Consider the following 17,838-nt stretch of genomic DNA (forward strand, 5'->3'; position numbering starts at 1 on the left):
CTCGGCGCGGCGGGCTCGGCGGGCAGCTCGGCCACCGGCGCGGCGGACGCGGCAGGCGGCTCGGCGGGCGCGGCAGGCGGCTCGGCGGGCGCGGCAGGCGGCTCGGCGGGTGGTCCGGCGACCTTTGGTGTGCGGCCCGCTACCGCTCAAGCGCCGGACACCCGCAACAACTTCAGCTACAGCGCCACCCCCGGCGCGGTGGTGCGCGACCACGTGGCCGTGTCGAACCTCTCCCACGACCCGGTCACCCTCCGCGTCTACGCCTCCGACGCCTTCAACACCCCCGACGGCGGCTTCGACCTGCTGGCGGCGGGCAAGGACCCGGTGGACGTCGGCCGCTGGTCGGTCCTGGACACCACCCAGGTCCACCTCGCCCCGCGCAGCACGGCGATCGTGCCCTTCACGCTGAGCGTGCCCACCAACGCGTCCCCCGGCGACCACACCGGCGGCATCGTCGCCTCCCTGACCACCGAGGCCACCGGCGCGGACGGCCAGCGCGTGGCCGTCGAACAGCGCGTGGGAGCCCGCGTCTACCTGCGGGTCTCCGGGGACCTCGACCCAGCGCTGAGCATCGAGGACCTGAGCGCGTCCTACGACGGCTCCTTCTTCGGCCGCGGCGACACGACCGTGAGCTACGTCGTGCGCAACTCCGGCAACGTGCGGCTCGGCGGCAAGCAGAGCGTCCGCGTGGAGACGCCCTGGGGCACCTCCCTCGACGCCCCGAACCTGGGCGACCTGCCCGAGTTGTTGCCGGGCAACACTTTCCGGGTGACGACCGTCGTGCCGGACGTGCTGCCCGCCGGGTGGCTGACCGGTCGGGTGCACGTCGAGCCCGTCGCGCCGACCGGCACCGAGCCCCCGGCGGCCGTGGACGCGAGCGTGACCACCGCCGCCGTGCCGTGGCTGCTGGTCGTGGCGCTGCTGCTGGTGGTGGGTTTCGTGCTGTACCGGCGGTTGCGCCGTCCGCGCGGTCCTGTCACGCCCGAGCCGGAGGTCGAACATGTTGCTGCGTAGTGCGATCTTCGGACTGCTGTTGCTGATTCCCGGCGGTGGTCTCGCGCAGGCGGCTCCGCTGGGCGAGGTCGTCGTGACGCCGGGCGAATCCAAGGACGCCGCGCCCGTGCGCCTGGGCACCACGGCCGGCTGTCCCGCGCAGTCCGCCGCGTACTACGCGACCATGCGCGGTGCCGGACTGCCCGCCGAGGGGCTCGTGATCGTGCCGAACGGTGACGTCGGGCTGTCCCACGACGGACCGTTCGAGGTGCCGATGGCGTTGACGTTCAGGGACTTCGCGGCCGACAACAACGTCACCTTCACCGGGCGCTACGACATCGTCCTGCACTGCATCGACCCGTTCACGCAGGAGAGTCACGGCGAGTTCACCGGCACGCTGGACTTCGTCGAACCCGCCCGGTACGTGGCGGTCGGGGCGGCCAAGGGTCCGCAGCGGCCCAGCGCGCCCCTGATCGTGCCCGCCGACCCGCCCGTGGGCCGGCCGACCGACACCCCGCCTCCCGCACCTGACTCCACGCCCACCGCCGCCGCTGCTCCGGCGGAAACCGGTGGCGGGCAACCGTTCCTGTACCTCGCGATCGGGGTCGTCGGCGGTGTCGCGGTGATCGCGGCCGGGTCCGCCCTGCGCCGCCGCCGTTCGCCCGCCGACTGAAGCCCCTGAACACGGAGGAAGCTCCCATGCGCAAGCGCCAACTGGTGGCGGCCACGGCGGCGGTACTGGCCGCGGTCGGCGCCGCGGTGGTCCTCGCGGCGGCACCCGGCCAGGCCGAACCCCCGGTGGTGACGCTGGGATCGCTGGCCGCCACCCCGGCCACCGGCCGTGACGTGCAGGCCCCGACCTACCAGACCTCCGCCGCGTGCTCGGCCGACTCGGACGGCTACAACCTGTTCGTGCACGGCCCGGGCGGGTTCTCCAACGGCTTGTTGGCCGCCGGTTCGACGGACGTGGGCTTCTCCAGCACGTCCCCGTTCACGGCGGTGCAGCAGTGGTCGTTCAAGGACATCGCGCTGGACAACAGCACCACCATCACGCCCGGGAAGTTCACCGTGGTGCTGAACTGCGTGGACAGCTTCACCACGGAGGTCAAGGGCACCTTCACCACAGACCTGTGGTTCACCGACGCCACGCACTACCAGCCGACGGACCCCAACGCCACGACCACCACCACGACGTCAACGACCACCACCGAGCCCACGACCACGACCACGACCACCACGACGACCGAGCCGACGACCACGACCACGACCACGACGTCGAACCCGGGCCAGTACACGCTCACCGTGGACCGCCAAAGCGGCAAGGACGTCGAAGCCCCCACCTACACGACCTCCACCGGCTGCACCACCGACTCGGCCGGCGTCTACCTCGACATCGTCGGCCCCGGCGGCTTCGCGAACGGCCTCCTGGGCAGCGCCACCACGGACGTCGGCTTCTCCACCACGAGTCCGATCCCGGTCGTGCAGGGCCTGACCTTCAAGGACATCGCCGACGACGCCCAGACCACGATCCAGCCCGGCGACTACACCGTCCGGGTCCACTGCGTGGACGCGTTCGGCGTGACGATCCTGCGGACCTTCAGCGTGGGCCTCAAGTTCTCCAGCGCCACCGACTGGAGTGTGGTCGGCCCCGTCCAGACCACCACCACGACACCATCGACCAGCGGCTCGACCACGACGACCACCACCCCGTACGTCGAGCCGACCACCGACCCGACCCAGGACCCCGCCGACACCACCCAGGCCGACGGCCTCGCGGACACGGGTGTGGACGTCGGGCTCGCGGTGCTGCTCGGAGTGCTGCTGGTGGCCGCCGGCGGCCTCGCCTTCGTCGCCGCGCGCAGGAAGGCCTGACCCGTGACCCAGGCGGTGCAACGACCCGCGCGGCGGCCCGGGCTGCGGTCGGCCGGGCAGATGGCGGCGATCCTCGGTGCCCTGCTGCTGTGCTTCGTCGCCCAGTTCGCCGCCCTGGGCACGCTCGAACACGACCGCGACCAGGCCCGGGCCCACGACGAGCTGCGGACCCTGCTGGCCAACGCCACCGCCCCCGTCGCCGCCCTGGACGACGAAGGGCGACTGCTCGACACCGGCACGCCGGTCGCGATCCTGGAGATCCCGCGCCTGGGCGTCCGCGAGGTGGTGGGGGAGGGCACGTCCGCGCGTGCGCTCAAGTCCGGCCCCGGCCACCTGCGCGACACGCCGCTGCCCGGCCAGGAGGGCTCCAGCGTCGTCCTCGGCCGGCGCGCCGGCTACGGCGGTCCCTTCGCGCAGCTCGACCAGCTCAAGGCCGGCGACCAGCTTACCGTCACCACGGGCCAGGGCGTGCACCGGTACGTCGTCCAGGGCGTGCGGCGCGCGGGCGACCCGGACCGGCACGTCCCGCGGGCCGGCCGGGGCCGGTTGACCCTGGTCACCGCCGACGGCCCGTACTTCCTGCCCACGGACGCGCTGTGGGTCGATGCGCGGCTGACCACGCCCGTCCAGCCGGGTTCCGGCGCGGTGCCCGCGTTCGCGGTGCCGGACAACGAGCGCGTGCTGGCCGGTGACGCCGACGCCCTGGTGCCGGTGGCGCTGTGGGCGGTGGTGCTCGCGGTGGCCGCGTTCGCCGTCGTCGTGCTGCACCAGCGGGTCGGGCGGTGGCACGCGTGGGTCGTCGGCGTGCCGCTGCTGGGCGCGCTCGGGCTCACGCTCGCCGACCACGCCGCGCCCCTCCTGCCCAACCTGATCTGAGGAAGTCCCATGACGCTCACGATGACCGCTGTCGCCGCCCTGGACGCGAGATCCGTCTCCGCCTGGTTCGGCGACCGCAAGGTGCTGGACCGGGTGTCCCTGGCGATGCCCGCCGGCTCGGTGACCGCGCTGATCGGGCCGTCGGGCTGCGGCAAGTCCACGTTCCTGCGCATCCTCAACCGGATGCACGAACTGGTGCCCTCGGCGTCGCTGGCGGGCGAGGTGCTCCTGTTCGGCAGCGACATCTACGACGCCGGCCGCAAGCTGACCGAGGCCCGCCGCGAGATCGGCATGGTGTTCCAGAAGCCCAACCCGTTCCCCGCGATGTCCATCTACGACAACGTGCTGGCCGGCCTGAAGCTCACCGGCACGCGGGCCCGGCGGTCGGAGAAGGACGCGCTGGTCGAGGAGTGCCTGACCAAGGCGGGCCTGTGGAACGAGGTCCGCGACCGGCTCCGCCAACCCGGCGGCGCGCTGTCGGGCGGCCAGCAACAGCGCCTGTGCATCGCGCGGTTGCTGGCGGTCCGCCCGAGGGTCCTGCTGATGGACGAGCCGTGCTCGGCCCTGGACCCGACGTCCACGAGGAGGATCGAGCAGACCATCGCCGAACTGGCCCACGAGGTCACCATCGTGATCGTCACCCACAACATGCAACAGGCGGCGAGGGTGTCCCAGCAGTGCGCGTTCTTCCTGGCCGAACAGGGCACCCCGGGCGTCATCGTGGAAGCCGGCCCCACCAAGACGATCTTCGACGCGCCATCCGACCAACGCACAGCGGACTACGTCCACGGCCGCTTCGGCTGAACCAGCGCTCCGACCGCCCAAGCCGACACACGGCGTTGTCCGGCATGACGGGCGCAGGCTTGTTGCCGAAGAACGCCGAGGCGCGAGAGAGACTGGTCAAACTCTCGCGTTGATCCTCGCGCCGTTTGCACCCCGACCGCGCCGCATCCGCCACACCTGAGCCAACCGGCCCGCCGAGACCTCCTCCGGGTCGCGAAACGCGCCGCTCGCCGCCGACTCGTCATCGACGAGTTGTCCACCTCGGGGCGCGTGGCGTGGACAAACAACGACGGACAACGGGGGGTTCCCGCCCCGGTGGCCCGGCGACATGATCGATCTCGGCAGGTGATCCAGCGAGGAGGTCGTGGTGCCGAGACCTGAGCGTCCGTTGGGGGCTGGTGGGGACGCGTTGTTGCGGTTCGCGGGGGAGTTGCGCGAGTTGCGGCGGGCCGCCGGGAGTCCCGGGTACCGGGAGTTGGCTCGGCGGGCCAACTACTCCGTCACGGCGTTGTCCGAGGCCGCGGGCGGGCGCAAGGTGCCCACGCTGCCCGTGGTCCTGGCTTACGTGCGGGCGTGCGGTGGGGACGTCGCCGAGTGGCAGGCCCGGTGGGAGGCCGTGGCCGCCGAGGTGGCCGCGGCGGCCGACCGCGAGGAGGAGAGCACGCCGCCGTACCTCGGGCTGGCCAGTTTCCAGCCCGCCGACGCCGACCGGTTCTTCGGCCGGGAACGGCTGGTCGGGGAGTTGGTCGGGGTGCTGGCCCGGCGACGGTTCCTGGCCGTGTTCGGCGCGTCGGGCAGCGGCAAGTCGTCGGTGCTGCGGGCCGGGCTGGTGCCCGCCCTCACCGGTCCGCCCCCGCTGCTGTTCACGCCCGGCGAGCGGCCGGTGGAGGCGTGCGCCCGGCACCTGGCCGTCCTGGTGCGCGAACCGGTGGACGACGTCCTGGCCGCGTTGTCCGCCGACCCCCGGCACCTCCACCGCGCCGTCTGCCGGCGGTTGGCCGACGACCCCGCGGACGTCGATGTGACGCTGGTGGTGGACCAGTTCGAGGAGATCTTCACCCTGTGCCCCGACCCGGCCAAGCGCAGTTGGTTCATCGCCGTGCTGCTGGCCGCGGTCCAGGCGCCGGGCAGCCGCACCCGCGTCGTGATCGGTGTGCGCGCCGACTTCTACGCCCGCTGCGCCGAACACCCCGACCTGGTCGAGGCCCTTGCCGACGCCCAAGTCCTGATCACCCCGATGGCCGCCGAGGAACTGCGGGCGGCGATCACCCGGCCCGCCCAGCGCGCCCAGTGCGCGGTCGAGACGGCCCTGGTCTCGACCATGGTCAGCGAGATGGTCGGACGCCCGGGCGCGCTGCCGCTGATGTCGCACGTGCTGGCCGAGACCTGGCGGCGGCGGCGCGGCAACACCCTCACCCTGGCCGGCTACCACGCCGCCGGCGGCCTGGACGGGGCCGTGGCCCAAACCGCCGAACGCGCCTACACCGCCTTCGACGCCGACCGCCGGCGGATCGCCGCGGACGTCTTCCTGCGGCTGACCGCCCTGGGCGAGGGCACCGAGGACACCCGTCGCCGCATCGACCGCGCGGAACTGGACCTGGACGACCCCGCCACCACCGACGTGCTCGACGCGCTGGCCGCCGCCCGCCTGATCACCCTGGACCAGGACACCGTGGAGATCGCCCACGAAGCCCTGATCCGGTCCTGGCCCCGGCTGCGCGCCTGGCTCGCCGACAACCGCGACGACCTGCGCACCCACCGCCGGCTCACCGACGCCACCGCGAACTGGGAGGCGTTGGGCCGCGATCCCGGCGCGCTGTACCGGGGCGCGCAACTGGCCGCCGTCCGCGACTGGCGTGCCACCGCCCACACCGCGCTCACCCCGGCCGAGCAGCAGTTCGTGGACGCCGGCGCCGCCGCCGAGGCCGACGAGCGGCGGTCGGCGCGCCGACGGGTCCGCGGGCTGTGGACCTTGACCGGGTCGTTGGCCGTCGTGGCCTGCCTCGCGGTGGCCGCCGGGACCGCCGCCGTGCACCGGCAGGACACGGTGCTCGCCCAGCACCAGGTCATGCTGTCCCGGGACCTGGCGGCGAAGTCCGCCGAACTGGCCGTCGTGCAGCCGGAGCGGTCGATGGCGCTGGCCGTCCAGGCGTGGCGCGCCGCCCCGACACCCGAGGCGCGCGGCGCCGTGCTCAGCGCCCAGGCCGGCCCGCTGGTGCGCCGGCTGTCCGGGCACACCGGCATCGTCGCCCGCGTGGCCACCAGCCCGGATGGGAGGCGGGTCGCCACGGCCGACGAGTCCGGCCTGGTCCGGCTGTGGGACCTCGACGGCCGGGGCGAGACCGCGTCGTTCGCCACCGGCAGGGGCGCCCCGGCGGCGTTGACGTTCGCACCGGACGGCCGGGCGCTGCTCGCCTCGGGCTCGACTTCCGTGATCCTGTGGGACGTCGAGACGCGTCGCACGACCCGGTCCTTCACCGTCGGCGGTGTCATGGGCGCGGCCCTCCACCCCGACGGGTCGGCGTTCACCGCCGTGCTCGAAGACGGGACGGCCCGGACGTGGGACGTCGGCTCCGGGGCCGAGACCGGCCGGTTCACCGTCGGCAGCGACGACATGCGGCTCGTCGAGGTCAGCCGCGACGGCCGCCACGCCGCGGTCGCGGACCACGCCGGCGTGCACGTGTGGGACCTGCCCGCCCGCAGCCGGGTCCTGACGCTGCCCGGCGCCACCCGCACCGAGATGAGCATGGCCCTCAGCGCCGACGGCCGCACCCTGGCCACCAGTCGGCTCACCGAACTGGACCTGTGGGACACCGCCACCGGCAGCCGCACCGCCACCGTCGACACCGGGGCCGGCGGCGTCTCGGCGGTCGCCTTCAGCCCGGACGGCCGCCGCTTCGCGACCACCACGCGCGGACGCAACACCACGGACCTGTGGGACGCGGCCAACCACCGCGGGATCGCCACCGTCGGCGGCCACGCCGGTTTCGTCTACGACCTCGCGTTCACCCCCGACAGCCGCACCCTCGTCACCGCCAGCGCGGACCACTCCGCCGCCCTGTGGGACTTCGACCGCGCGGTCCTGGCGCCCAGCCCGAACCAGCCGCCGGTCCACGTGCGCTTCAGCCCCGACGGCCGCACGGTCGCGACCGCCGGCCTGGACGGTGTGCGGCTGTGGGACGTCACGACCCGGGCGCAGGGTGCCGTGATCGAGGTGCGCGGCGCCGTGCGCGGCATCGCGTTCACGCCGGACGGCCGGACCGTGGCCGTCGCGTCGAGGGGAGACGGCGTGCGCCTGTACGACGTGGCCACCGGCGCGCAGACCGCCGCGGTGGACGACGACGGGTTCGCGTGGGCGCTGGAGATCAGCCCGGACGGCCGGAAGATCGCCGTCGCGCAGGTGCACGGCCGGGTGTCGGTGCGCGACCTGGGGTCCGGCGAGGAGACCCGGCTGGCGCCGGAGGCACTGCCGTTCGTCGCGGTCCGGTTCAGCCCCGACAGCCGGTCGCTGGAGGCGGTGCGGGCCGACAGCGTCGTGCGCAGGTTGGACCTGGCGGGCGGCCAGGCGGCGGTCGCGGAGGGCGGTGCGCGCGTCACCCGGGCGAGCCTGAGCCCCGACCTGACCACCCTGGCCGCGGCCGGCCTGGACGGCGCGCTCAGGATCCGCGACCTCGGCACGGGACAGGAGTCCACCCTGCCGTGGCAGGGCGACATGGCCCGCGAACCGACCCACAGCCCGGATGGCCGCACCCTGGCCACCGCGCACGGGCCCGGCACGGTCGTCCTGTGGGACGTCCCCGGCCGCGCCAAGCTGGCCGAGCTGACCACGCGCGGCGGGACGGTGCACGGCCTCGGGTTCAGCCCGGACGGCCGCACGCTCGCGACCGTGGACGACGCCGGCCTGCTGCGCCTGTGGAACCTGGAACCGGAGGACCTCGCATCCAGGCTGTGCGAATTCGTCCACGCCAACCCGACCCCGGACGGCGGCCAGCCCTGCTAGCGCCGCGCCGCACGACCCGTCCCGCCGGGGGGTGGGCGGGTCGTGCGGCATCATCCCCGAGTCGTGGGCGCGAATCCGGTCAGTCCCCTCCGGGGGCTGGTGTGCAAGGCGGGAGAGGGGCCCTTCCGTTGGAACGCCCGCGTCGGCCACCCTGGCCATCCGCAGCCCCGACGTGCCCTTCGACAGTCTCGATGACCACACCGCCACGGAACCCCTGGAGACACCTCCATGACCGATTCCCCCGCTGCGGCCCGAGCGCGGGTGGGTGCCGCCGGCGCGCCTCGCACCGCGACCCTGGTGGTTGATGACGGCACTGAAATCGCCTACCACCACTGGGGTCCCGGCACCGACCCGCACCCCGTCCCCGTCGTGCTGCAGCACGGTTTCGGTGCCGACACCCTCATCGACTGGGCCAGTCGTGGCACCGTCGCCGCCCTCATCGCCGCCGGTCGCAGCGTTGTCGGTGTCGATGCCCGTGGCCACGGGCGGTCGGGCAAGTCGGCGGATCCTGCTCGTTACGGCGAACCGCGTATGGCTCGTGACCTGCGGGCTGTTGTTGCCGTGCTTGGGGTGCCTGCCGTGGACCTTGTCGGCTACTCCATGGGTGCCGTCGTCGCTCTGCTCACCGCTGTGCAGGAACCCGCCGTGCGTCGGCTGGTCGTTGGTGGCGTCGGGGCTGGGGTGGTTGAGGCCGGGGGTGTGGATACGCGGGTCCTGTCCAATGGGCTGTTGGCCGATGCGCTTCTCGCCGAGGACCCCGGGGTGTTGCCGCCCGAGGTCGCGGGGATGCGGGAGTTCGCGGTGGCGGTGGGGGCGGACCTGGCCTCGTTGGCCGCGCACGCTCGGGTCGCCTACCAGGGCGGGGTGGACCTTGCCGCCATCACCGCACCCACGCTGGTCATCGCCGGGGACGACGACCCGCTTGCCGTGCGGCCCCACGTCCTGGCCGACGCGATTCCCGGGGCACGGCTTCGCGTGGTGGCCGGTGATCACGGCACTGTGGGCGGTGATCCCGCTTTCCACGCCGCCATCGTCGAGTTCCTGTGCGGATCGGCTAACCCTCCCGGCCGGCGAGGTCCAGCGGGTGTGGGGTGAAGACCGCGGGGACTTGGCCGCCGCGGGCCACGTTGAGGACGGGGTTGTGGCTCAGTCGTGAGCCGTAGCCGATGACCCGTCCCTCCAAAACCGGGATCACCAGGTCGCGGAAGCACGGGCCGTGCGGGGTGTTCAAGCGGAACGGTTCGACGCGTTCCTGGATCAGCCAGCCCCGGTGGCCCGGGTCGTGCACCAGGAACGACCAGTGCTCGGCGGGGGTGTCCGCGCCGATGACCACCGACTCGCCGCGGTGGCTGTACGGCTGCTTCAGGACCAGGCGACCGCGTTCCGCGACGGCCTCGGCCGGGCTGATCCCGTCGCCCAGTTTGCGGCTCCGCGGCACCAGCGCGTCCAGGGCCGCCCGCTCGGCCGGCGTGAACAGGTCCCGGAACCTCGGGTCGGACAGCACGGCCAGGCACAGCTTGTTCTCCGCGATCCACCGTTCGGCCAAAGCGTTGGGCACCACCAGGTCGCCGCTGGTCATCCGGGCGCAGAAATCGTCCCAACCCGTCACCTCGGCGGGCTCGATCGGGATGTACTTGAGGTAACCCAGGCGCATTTCGCGGCTGCGCGCCACGTCGCACGGTTGCAATTCCACCGGTTCCCGGCCCCGAGCGCGCAGTTGCGCGCAGATTTGCGCGAATTCGTGCTTGGAACTTTTCAGAGCGTGGAACAGCCCGACGGGACGCGTGTCGTCTTCGGGCACGCCGTGCCGGCGGCCGTGGTCCAGTAGCCAGTCGGCGAACCAGCCCCGGTGCTCGAACGGCGCCGGCGGCAGCCGCCAGCTCCCCAGCACCTCCGCCAACGCGGACTCGCGCCACAGCCGGTTGACCATGCCCGACAGGACCACCCCACCGGGGCTGCTGGCGTTGAACTCCAGCACCCGCGCGGTGCCCAGGCTGTTGCCCAGGACGTCCAACCGGCAGTAGTCGATCGTCAGCGACCGGGGGTCCGGGTGGCGCACGATCCACCGGCGCAGCACCTCCGGCACGGCCAGGAACTCCTGCAACCGCGGGTCGCCGGCGTAACGGCGCACCACCCGCTGGAGGCACCGCACGACCACGTGCACCCGCCTGCGCAGCTCCGGCTCCGCGTCCGGGTGCAGCACCGTGACCGCCGGCCCCACCGGGAAGAGCATGTCGTCGCGGTCCACCGTGTCGGATCCGCCGATGGTCAGCCTCCGCCGCGCGACCGCGGCCTTGACGTCCCGGAACGCCCGCGCCACCACCCCGCCGTCCGACCCGCGCCCGCCCGGCACGACCACCAGGTCCCGGTCGGGGTCCACGAGTGGGACGTCGGCCACCACACCCGACGCCGGTGTCGCAGCCGCGGAGGCATGTCGACGCACGGGCCTTCCACCTCCCCATTGCGGCGCACAAGCGCGAAGACGACCTGTGCCCAGGGTGGCCGAGGGCGGCCCAGCGACACCGCCTCGCCCCAGGATCACCCGATGGAGACCTCCGGCACCGAAGTCCGGGTGAGGGACTTGTTTTCGTTACAGAGGAATAGGGTCTTCACTCGATCGAGTGACACTCGACGTGGTTGTGCGGAAGAACCGGTAAGAAGTACCGCGGGCGGTCGGCCTTGGGCGGGGAAGTGGTTCCGATCGGCCGGCCCGGGAAATCCGCTCTGCAAACCCGAATTCACTCGGAGTGACTTCTGAGACGCGACCATCGAGCTGCGTTCGACGTCCTCGCGTGCGCCTTGACGCAGTGCCACAACGACCGGATCACCGGAATGGTGCACGTCGTCGGCGATGCGGGTGGGACCTTCCACCTGCGCGACGGCCTGGTGATCGCGGTGGACAGCCCCGGCTCGCCCGGGGTGGAGGCGTTGCTCCTGGGGTCGGGCAGGATCGGCACTCAGGACTGGAACGCGGCTCTGGCGGACAGCGTCGAGAGGCGGTCCCTCCACGCGGCGCTCGTCGGTCGTGGCGCCCTCGGGGCCACCGAGATCCAGGTGCTCACGTCGGCTGTCGTCCAGGACGGGGCGTTCGCCGTCGCCGTCGGCGGCGTCGAGCGGTGCGTCGTCGGTGACGCCGTCGACGCGCCCCTGTTGACCGCGGCCGACGGTGTCGCCCCGGAGTCCCTGCTGTCGGACACGGCCCGCCGACTGGACGCGGTCGCGTCCCTCCCGTTCCCCGTGTCGCCGCTTCGGGACCGGGTGGTGCCGACGGGCGGCGTGGACCTGGCCGGCCTGACCCCGGACCAGCGGGAGATCGTCGTCCACGCGACCGGCAGGCGCACCGCGCGGGACATCGCCTTCGTCGTCGGCCGGGGCCTGTACGCGGTGACCGTCGCCGTCTCCCGGATGCTCGGGGAAGAACTGCTGGAGATCGCCCCGCCCGAGACGTCGTTCAGCCCCACCCGCTGGGACCTGACCTCCCTGCGCCCGCGGACGGGACCGGGACGGGCCGCCGGTCGTGGCGACGACCGGACGGGTCCGCTGCCCACCCGTCGCCCGGGGCGGTCCATGTGGGGCCCTTTGCGGCCATCAGGGGCCGACCACTCGTCATGAGCCGCGCAAACGCATGAAAGGAAACGTGGTGGACTACGACGCCCTGGCCGCCGAGTTGCGGACGCTCCGCGAGAACGTCCCCGGGATCACCGACACGGTGATAGCCGCGTCGGACGGGATACCGATCATCGCCGACGTGGCGAGGTCCGTCGACCCCGCGCACATCTCCGCGCTCGCGGCGGCCGACCACGGCATCGCGCGCCAGGCGGCGGAGGTGATCGGGCTGGGCGCGCTCAGCCAGACCGTGGTGTTCGGCAGCGAGGGCTACATGGCCGTCTACGCGATCAGCCGGATGTCGCTGATGGTCGTGCTCGGCGACCGGGGGCTGAACCTCGGCCGCCTGCTCTACGAGTCCCGGCCGGTGATCGAACGGATCGGCGCGATCCTCACCCCGCCCGCGGGTCGTCCGCCCCACGACGGCAGGGGCCACGTCGGCGCGAAGGTCGAAGCCAGCCTCGCCGGAAGCCCTTGACGAGAACCCGGGCACCCGTCTTCCCGAGAGGGCACCGGTCACCGCACATGTTCACGCTTGGTGCATTGCTCTCGCCCATGGCGTCCGCGTGGCGACGCGTTCGCGCACGGCCGAGGCGCGGGCGATCCGCCCCGCCGTCCCCATCCCCGAACGACACTGACACAGACACGGAGAAGTGGAACTCGATGAACATCGACACCGCGTTGAAAGAAGCCATGTCCATCACCGGCGCCGTCGGTGTGGCGCTGGTCGACTACGACAGCGGGATGTCGCTCGGCACCGGCGGCGGCGGTGACTGGCTCAACCTGGAGGTCGCGGCGGCCGGCAACACCGAGGTCGTCCGGTCGAAGCTCCGGGTGATCTCGATGCTCGGGCTCAGCGACAGCATCGAGGACATCCTGATCACGCTGCACCGCCAGTACCACCTGATCCGGCTGATGGGCGGGGTCCGGTCCAGGGGCTCGCTGTTCCTGTACCTGGTGCTGGAGAGAGAGGTCGCGAACCTCGCCCTGGCCCGGCACCACCTCAAGCGCATCGAGTCCGACTTACAGGTGTAGCCGGTCCGGAGCCCGCCGGCGGCGGCGGTCGTCGGGTGGCAGCCGCACACCGGACAACCGAGCGCGCAACCACGACCGCCGCACCGGCCCCGGCGCAGAGCCGTCCGCCGGGGGAGCGACCTCCTGAGAACTTCTAACAGAATGATCTTGGTTGTGCTGTGGTCTTGTCGGGTGGAGTGTTGTCCGGCGGGGAGGTTGGTGTGGCCCGGCGTCGGCCGTGGGAGGTCGAGGACGAGCTGTGGGAGCTGATCGAGCCGCTGCTGCCGAAGGTCGAGCGGCGGTTCCGGTATCCCTGTCGTAGGCGGTTGGCGGCGGGGCGGTTGCGGGACTGGAATGCCGCGGGCGTGTGGCTGCAGCTGCACGAGCTGTTGTTGGCCCGGTTGCGGGCGGCGGGAGCGTTGGACTGGTCGCGGGCGGTGGTGGACTCCTCGCCGGTGCGGGCGGTGAAGGGCGGCCCAAAACATGGCCGAGTCCGCCAGTGCGCGGACGGGTGGGACGGCCACGTCGTAGGGCCGACCGGCTGTTCGCCGATCGGGCCTACGACCACGACAAGTACCGGCGGGAGCTCCGGGTCAGGGGTATCCGGCCGGTCATCGCCCGTCGCGGTGTCGAGCACGGCTCCGGTCTGGGCGTGTACCGCTGGGTTGTCGAGCAGACGTTGGCGCTGCTGCACTGGTTCCGCCGCCTGCGCATCCGCTGGGAAGTCCGCGACGACATCCACGAGGCCTTCCTCAGCCTCGCCTGCTCGATCATCTGCTGGCGACGACTCGAACGCCACCGGTCATTGCGTCAGGAGCTCTAACTCAGCCGGTCGTGCCGGTGACCGTGCTGCCCGACCTGGTGACGTAGTAGGTGACCCGCGCGCCGCTCCAGTAGTGGAACGTCAGCGTCACCCGGGCGTTGTCGTTCACCTCGGCGAAGAAGTCCGACGTGAGCGTGGTGGCGCCGCCCGCGTAGTCCGGGGCGAACGTGCGGTCGAACTCCTTGAAGGAGGTCCAGTTGTGCGGACCGGCGTTGGTGCCGTCCGCGTACTTCGCCTCCATGGTGGCCAGCAGGTCGCCGCGGAAGGTCGTCGGGATGCGGAACGCACTCGTGGTCCCGGTGGCGTCGCCCAGCACCGGTGTGTCGTGCGTGATGAGGTTGATCCGCCACGGCACGCCTTGGGAGAACCGGGCGTGCAGCACGGCGTTCGTGCCGTACGCGCGTGATCCGCTCAGCCTGGTCATCGCCGACGCGGTGAGCGTGAGCTGGTCGCCGGAGACGGTGTAGTCGGTGCCGCGCACCAGCTCCGTCGAGCCCTGGCTCAGGCCCGCGAACGACGTCCCGTTGAGGTTGAGCGTCAAGCTCTTCGCCGTGACGGCCGAGGAACGGGCGCTGAACACCTGGTCGGCGGACGCGGTGCCGGAACGGGTCGTCCAGCTCGACTTGATCTGCGCGATCAGCTCCGGGTCGCTCCACTGGAAGGACGTGCGGCCGAAGTGCTGGCCGTTGTCCCACAGCATCGTCGTGATCTTCTTCATGCGCGCGTAGTGGCCGAGGTACTCGAAGAACTTCAGCTTCTCGCCCTGCTGGATGGTCCCGGTGTGCCGGTCGAAGCCGAGCAGGCCGTACTCGCCGAGGACCACCGGGACACCCCGCGCGACGAACGTGGTGTGGGCGCGGTCGAACGTGTCGGTGAGGTCCTTCTGGGCGGTGGCGTCGAAGCGCGTGCCGCCGGCGACGTTCACGCTGAACGGCCAGTAGCCGTAGTTGTGGATCGTCGCGGCCAGGTTCGGGTCGCGGTAGCCGGTGATGGACGTGGCCAGCGCGTCGAGCCGGGCCTGGTCGCCGGAGGTGTGCAGGGTGGGCAGCACGAGCAGGCGGACGGCGTTGTTGCCGCCCGACCGGCGCACGATGTCGCGGAACGACGTGTTCAGCTCGTGCAGCAACTGGTCGCCCCGGGCGGCATCCACACCGGTGAACTGCGGCTCGTTGACGCTTTCGAAGACCAGCTTCGGCGAGGCGTCCCGGAACGCGGCGGCCAGCTGGGTCCAGGTCGCGTTGTAGCGCGCGAGCACCCCGGCGTGGTCGTTCGGCATGGCCGAGATCCACTGCCACGAGTCGTGGTGGATGTTGATCATCACGTGGAAGCCGTCCGCGAGCGCCCAGCCGACGACCTCTTTGACGCGGGCGAGGTACGCGGCCTCGATGGTGTAACCCGGCGCGCCGCCCTGGTGCTGGCCCCACGTCACCGGGATGCGGATGCTCTTGAAGCCCTGCGCCTTCACGTTGTCCAGCAACGCTTCGGTGATGCGCGGGTTGCCCCACGACGTCTCGTCGGACCCGGTCGCGTCCAGCGAGTTGCCCAGGTTCCAGCCCGGCTGCATGGCGGCGACCTGCTCCATCGCGTTGCCCGGCACGGGGTTCGTGGTCGTGGTGGTGGCGGTCGTGGTCGTCGTGGTGCCGCCGTCGCAGGTGACCCCGTTGAGGGCGAAGGACGACGGCGCGGTGTTGGCGCCGGTCCACGAGCCGTTGAAGCCGAACGACACGGACGCGCCGGTCGCGATCACGGCGTTGTAGCCGACGTTGCTCGCGGTCGCCTGGCTGCCCGAGGAGGTGACCGTCGCGTTCCACGCCTGGGTGACCTGCTGGCCGGAGGGCCACGTCCACACCAGCCGCCAGCCGTCGACGCGGTCGCCGAGGTTGGTGACGCTGACGTTGGCGCTGAACCCGCCGGCCCACTGACTGGCCACCTTGTAGTCGACCCGGCAGCCCGGCGCGGCTTCCGCCTGCGCCACCGCCATCAGCCCGACGCTCGTGGCCAGCGCGGTCACCGCGGCGGCCACCAACCCGATCCGATGGCGCGCCGACCGCGCCCCGATGCGCATTCCCGCCATGACGCCCCTCGCACTCGTGCGGCTGTCCGGTTCAGAGGTTCCCGGGAAACACCCGGCGGGGGCAAGGAATCGACGCGCTTCGACCAGTGCCGGATTTCCTCGACGCGGAATTCGAATCGATATCGACGAAATACCCGTCGAACCGCCCGGGACCGTTCCGGCGGCGTTGATGTGACCGTGCACATGCCGCATACTCGGCACCGTTTGCGCTCGCTGAGCTGCCGACCGACGTCGATCGGAGCCACCATGGACAAGCGCTCTCCCTACGGTCACGCCTTGCGGCGGGAACCGTTGTCGCGACTATTGGCGTTGCTGGTGCTGGTCGCCGGCCTCATGACCGCCGTCCCCGAGCCGGCACGCGCGTCCACGAGCCAGTTCAAGGGCGTCAACTGGGCCGATCCCAGGGACAACTTCGTCAACGGCGTGCTTCACGTGTCCGGGCTCGCCTCCACCGACACCTACGCCACGGCCGCCGCCGTCGCCGATCAGGTGGTCGGCGGGCTGTACGCGATCACCGGCGCCAACACCGTGCGGATGCCGATCAACGAACCCACGGTCGCCGACTACTGGGGCACCTACACCGGGGCGATCGACACCGCGCTCACCAAGGGCAAGGTCATCCTCGCGTACTGGGCGCACACCGGGGGCAGGCCGCCGAACACCACCGCGTTCAACCAGATGTGGGACCGGGTGATCGCCCGGTACGGCGGCAACCCGAACGCCTATTTCGAGGTCATCAACGAACCCCACGGGTACGGCACGACCGACCTGAACAACATGTACGCCACCTGGTTGGGCCGGTACCCCTCGGTGCCGCGCGGCCGGGTGATCCTGGACGGGGCCGGGTTGGCGCAGAACGTGCCCGCGGTGGGCGGCGACCGCCGGCTGGACGGCACGCTGCTCGCGGTCCACGACTACTCGTTCTTCGCCGGGTTCGAGAGCGAGACCCAGTGGGCCGACCACCTCGGCGGCTACATCGGCGACTTCGCCGACCGCACCATCGCCACCGAGTGGGGCGGCGCGATGAGCCCAGGCACCAAGAACGGCGTGCACTTCGACCGCGTGGACTACAGCGTGCCCAGCGGGTCGTACATGGCCGACTACGTCCGCGGGGTCAGCGCCAAGCTGCGCGGCCTGGGGATGGGCAGCGTGTACTGGCCGGGCCTGCGCGACGGCGACTGGTACAGCCTGACCACCCGCACCGGCACCGGGCTGTCGCCGACCAACGAGTCCGGTTTGCTGCGGCTGCGGTACGCGTGGGGCATCGGGGACGGCGGCACGACCGTCGCCAAGATCCGCAACGCCGCCACCGGCCTGTACGTGGACGGCCTGGGCGGCACCGCCAACGGCTCGACCGCCGGTCAACGCGCCGCCGGCACCGGTGCCGAACAGCAATGGGTCATCGAGAACGCGGGCAGCCACGTGCGCATCAAGAACGCCGCCACCGGCCTGTACCTCGACGGCGCGGGCCGCACCGCCAACGGTTCCAACGCGGGCCAGTGGGCCGGCAGCACGAGCACCAACCAGCAGTGGACCGTCCTGACCGGCACCACCAACGGCAACGACATCCGCATCCGCAACCGCGCGACCGGCCTGTACCTCGACGGCATGGGCCGCACGACGAGCGGCGCGGCCCTCGGCCAGTGGGGCGACAGCAACAGCACCAACCAGATGTGGCGGATCGTCCCGGCGAACTGACCACCGCCCGAGCCGTCGGGGGGGGGGCCCCCCCCCCCCCCCCCCGGGGGCGGGGGGGGGGGGCCGGCGCCACAGCGGGTTGGGGGCGCCGCCGCCCGA

13 protein-coding genes and 1 pseudogene are annotated in these 17,838 nt (G+C 72.3%); 12 read left to right on the forward strand and 2 right to left on the reverse strand.

Going from position 1 to position 17,838, the window contains the following annotated elements:
- From AB0A74_RS39425 to AB0A74_RS39455, 7 genes are all read left to right on the forward strand, one after another.
- The coding region (locus tag AB0A74_RS39425; RefSeq protein WP_358257840.1) for a DUF916 domain-containing protein at positions 1 to 1,014 on the forward strand (1,014 nt) is incomplete at its 5' end.
- Complete coding sequence (locus AB0A74_RS39430; protein ID WP_358257842.1) at positions 1,001 to 1,666, forward strand: hypothetical protein; 666 nt, start codon at positions 1,001 to 1,003, stop codon at positions 1,664 to 1,666. The genes AB0A74_RS39425 and AB0A74_RS39430, both read left to right, overlap by 14 nt.
- Before the next feature lie 26 nt (positions 1,667 to 1,692).
- Positions 1,693 to 2,865: a hypothetical protein gene (locus AB0A74_RS39435; protein WP_358257844.1), complete on the forward strand. Its 1,173-nt coding sequence runs from the start codon at positions 1,693 to 1,695 to the stop codon at positions 2,863 to 2,865.
- 3 nt (positions 2,866 to 2,868) lie between these two features.
- Positions 2,869 to 3,741: a class E sortase gene (locus tag AB0A74_RS39440; RefSeq protein ID WP_358257846.1), complete on the forward strand. Its 873-nt coding sequence runs from the start codon at positions 2,869 to 2,871 to the stop codon at positions 3,739 to 3,741.
- 9 nt (positions 3,742 to 3,750) lie between these two features.
- Positions 3,751 to 4,545, forward strand: a complete 795-nt coding sequence (locus AB0A74_RS39445; RefSeq protein ID WP_358257848.1) for a phosphate ABC transporter ATP-binding protein — start codon at positions 3,751 to 3,753, stop codon at positions 4,543 to 4,545.
- A gap of 346 nt (positions 4,546 to 4,891) precedes the next feature.
- Positions 4,892 to 8,524 carry a hypothetical protein gene (locus tag AB0A74_RS39450; RefSeq protein WP_358257850.1) on the forward strand — a complete coding sequence of 1,211 codons (3,633 nt, stop codon included), beginning with the start codon at positions 4,892 to 4,894 and terminating at the stop codon, positions 8,522 to 8,524.
- Between the two features lie 228 nt (positions 8,525 to 8,752).
- Positions 8,753 to 9,619 (forward strand): alpha/beta hydrolase, encoded by an 867-nt coding sequence (locus AB0A74_RS39455; protein ID WP_358257852.1) that lies wholly within the window; start codon positions 8,753 to 8,755, stop codon positions 9,617 to 9,619.
- On the opposite strand, the gene AB0A74_RS39460 is transcribed toward AB0A74_RS39455, so the two are convergent.
- The gene (locus AB0A74_RS39460) at positions 9,579 to 10,922 is read right to left on the reverse strand and encodes a hypothetical protein (protein ID WP_358257853.1); all 1,344 of its coding nucleotides are present in this window, start codon (positions 10,920 to 10,922) and stop codon (positions 9,579 to 9,581) included. The two genes, AB0A74_RS39455 and AB0A74_RS39460, sit on opposite strands and share 41 nt — an antisense overlap.
- A gap of 434 nt (positions 10,923 to 11,356) precedes the next feature.
- On the opposite strand from AB0A74_RS39460, the gene AB0A74_RS39465 reads away from it, so the two are divergent.
- The 4 genes and pseudogenes from AB0A74_RS39465 to AB0A74_RS39480 all read left to right on the forward strand — a co-directional run bounded on the left by AB0A74_RS39465 (position 11,357) and on the right by AB0A74_RS39480 (position 13,967).
- A complete protein-coding gene (locus AB0A74_RS39465; RefSeq protein ID WP_358257855.1) occupies positions 11,357 to 12,136 on the forward strand; it encodes a hypothetical protein in 780 nt (259 codons plus the stop codon).
- A 28-nt stretch (positions 12,137 to 12,164) separates the two neighbouring features.
- A complete protein-coding gene (locus AB0A74_RS39470) occupies positions 12,165 to 12,608 on the forward strand; it encodes a roadblock/LC7 domain-containing protein (RefSeq protein WP_358257857.1) in 444 nt (147 codons plus the stop codon).
- A 185-nt stretch (positions 12,609 to 12,793) separates the two neighbouring features.
- The gene (locus AB0A74_RS39475) at positions 12,794 to 13,165 is read left to right on the forward strand and encodes a hypothetical protein (RefSeq protein WP_358257859.1); all 372 of its coding nucleotides are present in this window, start codon (positions 12,794 to 12,796) and stop codon (positions 13,163 to 13,165) included.
- A gap of 200 nt (positions 13,166 to 13,365) precedes the next feature.
- A pseudogene (locus AB0A74_RS39480) lies at positions 13,366 to 13,967 on the forward strand (IS5/IS1182 family transposase).
- Position 13,968: 1 nt separating this feature from the next.
- Here AB0A74_RS39480 and AB0A74_RS39485 read toward each other — a convergent pair.
- A complete protein-coding gene (locus AB0A74_RS39485) occupies positions 13,969 to 16,041 on the reverse strand; it encodes a cellulase family glycosylhydrolase (RefSeq protein ID WP_358257860.1) in 2,073 nt (690 codons plus the stop codon).
- A gap of 246 nt (positions 16,042 to 16,287) precedes the next feature.
- Here AB0A74_RS39485 and AB0A74_RS39490 point away from each other — a divergent pair, with 246 nt between their 5' ends.
- Positions 16,288 to 17,739 (forward strand): RICIN domain-containing protein, encoded by a 1,452-nt coding sequence (locus AB0A74_RS39490; RefSeq protein ID WP_358257862.1) that lies wholly within the window; start codon positions 16,288 to 16,290, stop codon positions 17,737 to 17,739.
- The last annotated feature ends 99 nt before the right edge of the window (positions 17,740 to 17,838 follow it).

Origin of the sequence: Saccharothrix sp. NPDC042600 (assembly GCF_040647305.1) — a bacterium.
GTDB lineage: Bacteria > Actinomycetota > Actinomycetes > Mycobacteriales > Pseudonocardiaceae > Actinosynnema > Actinosynnema mutabilis.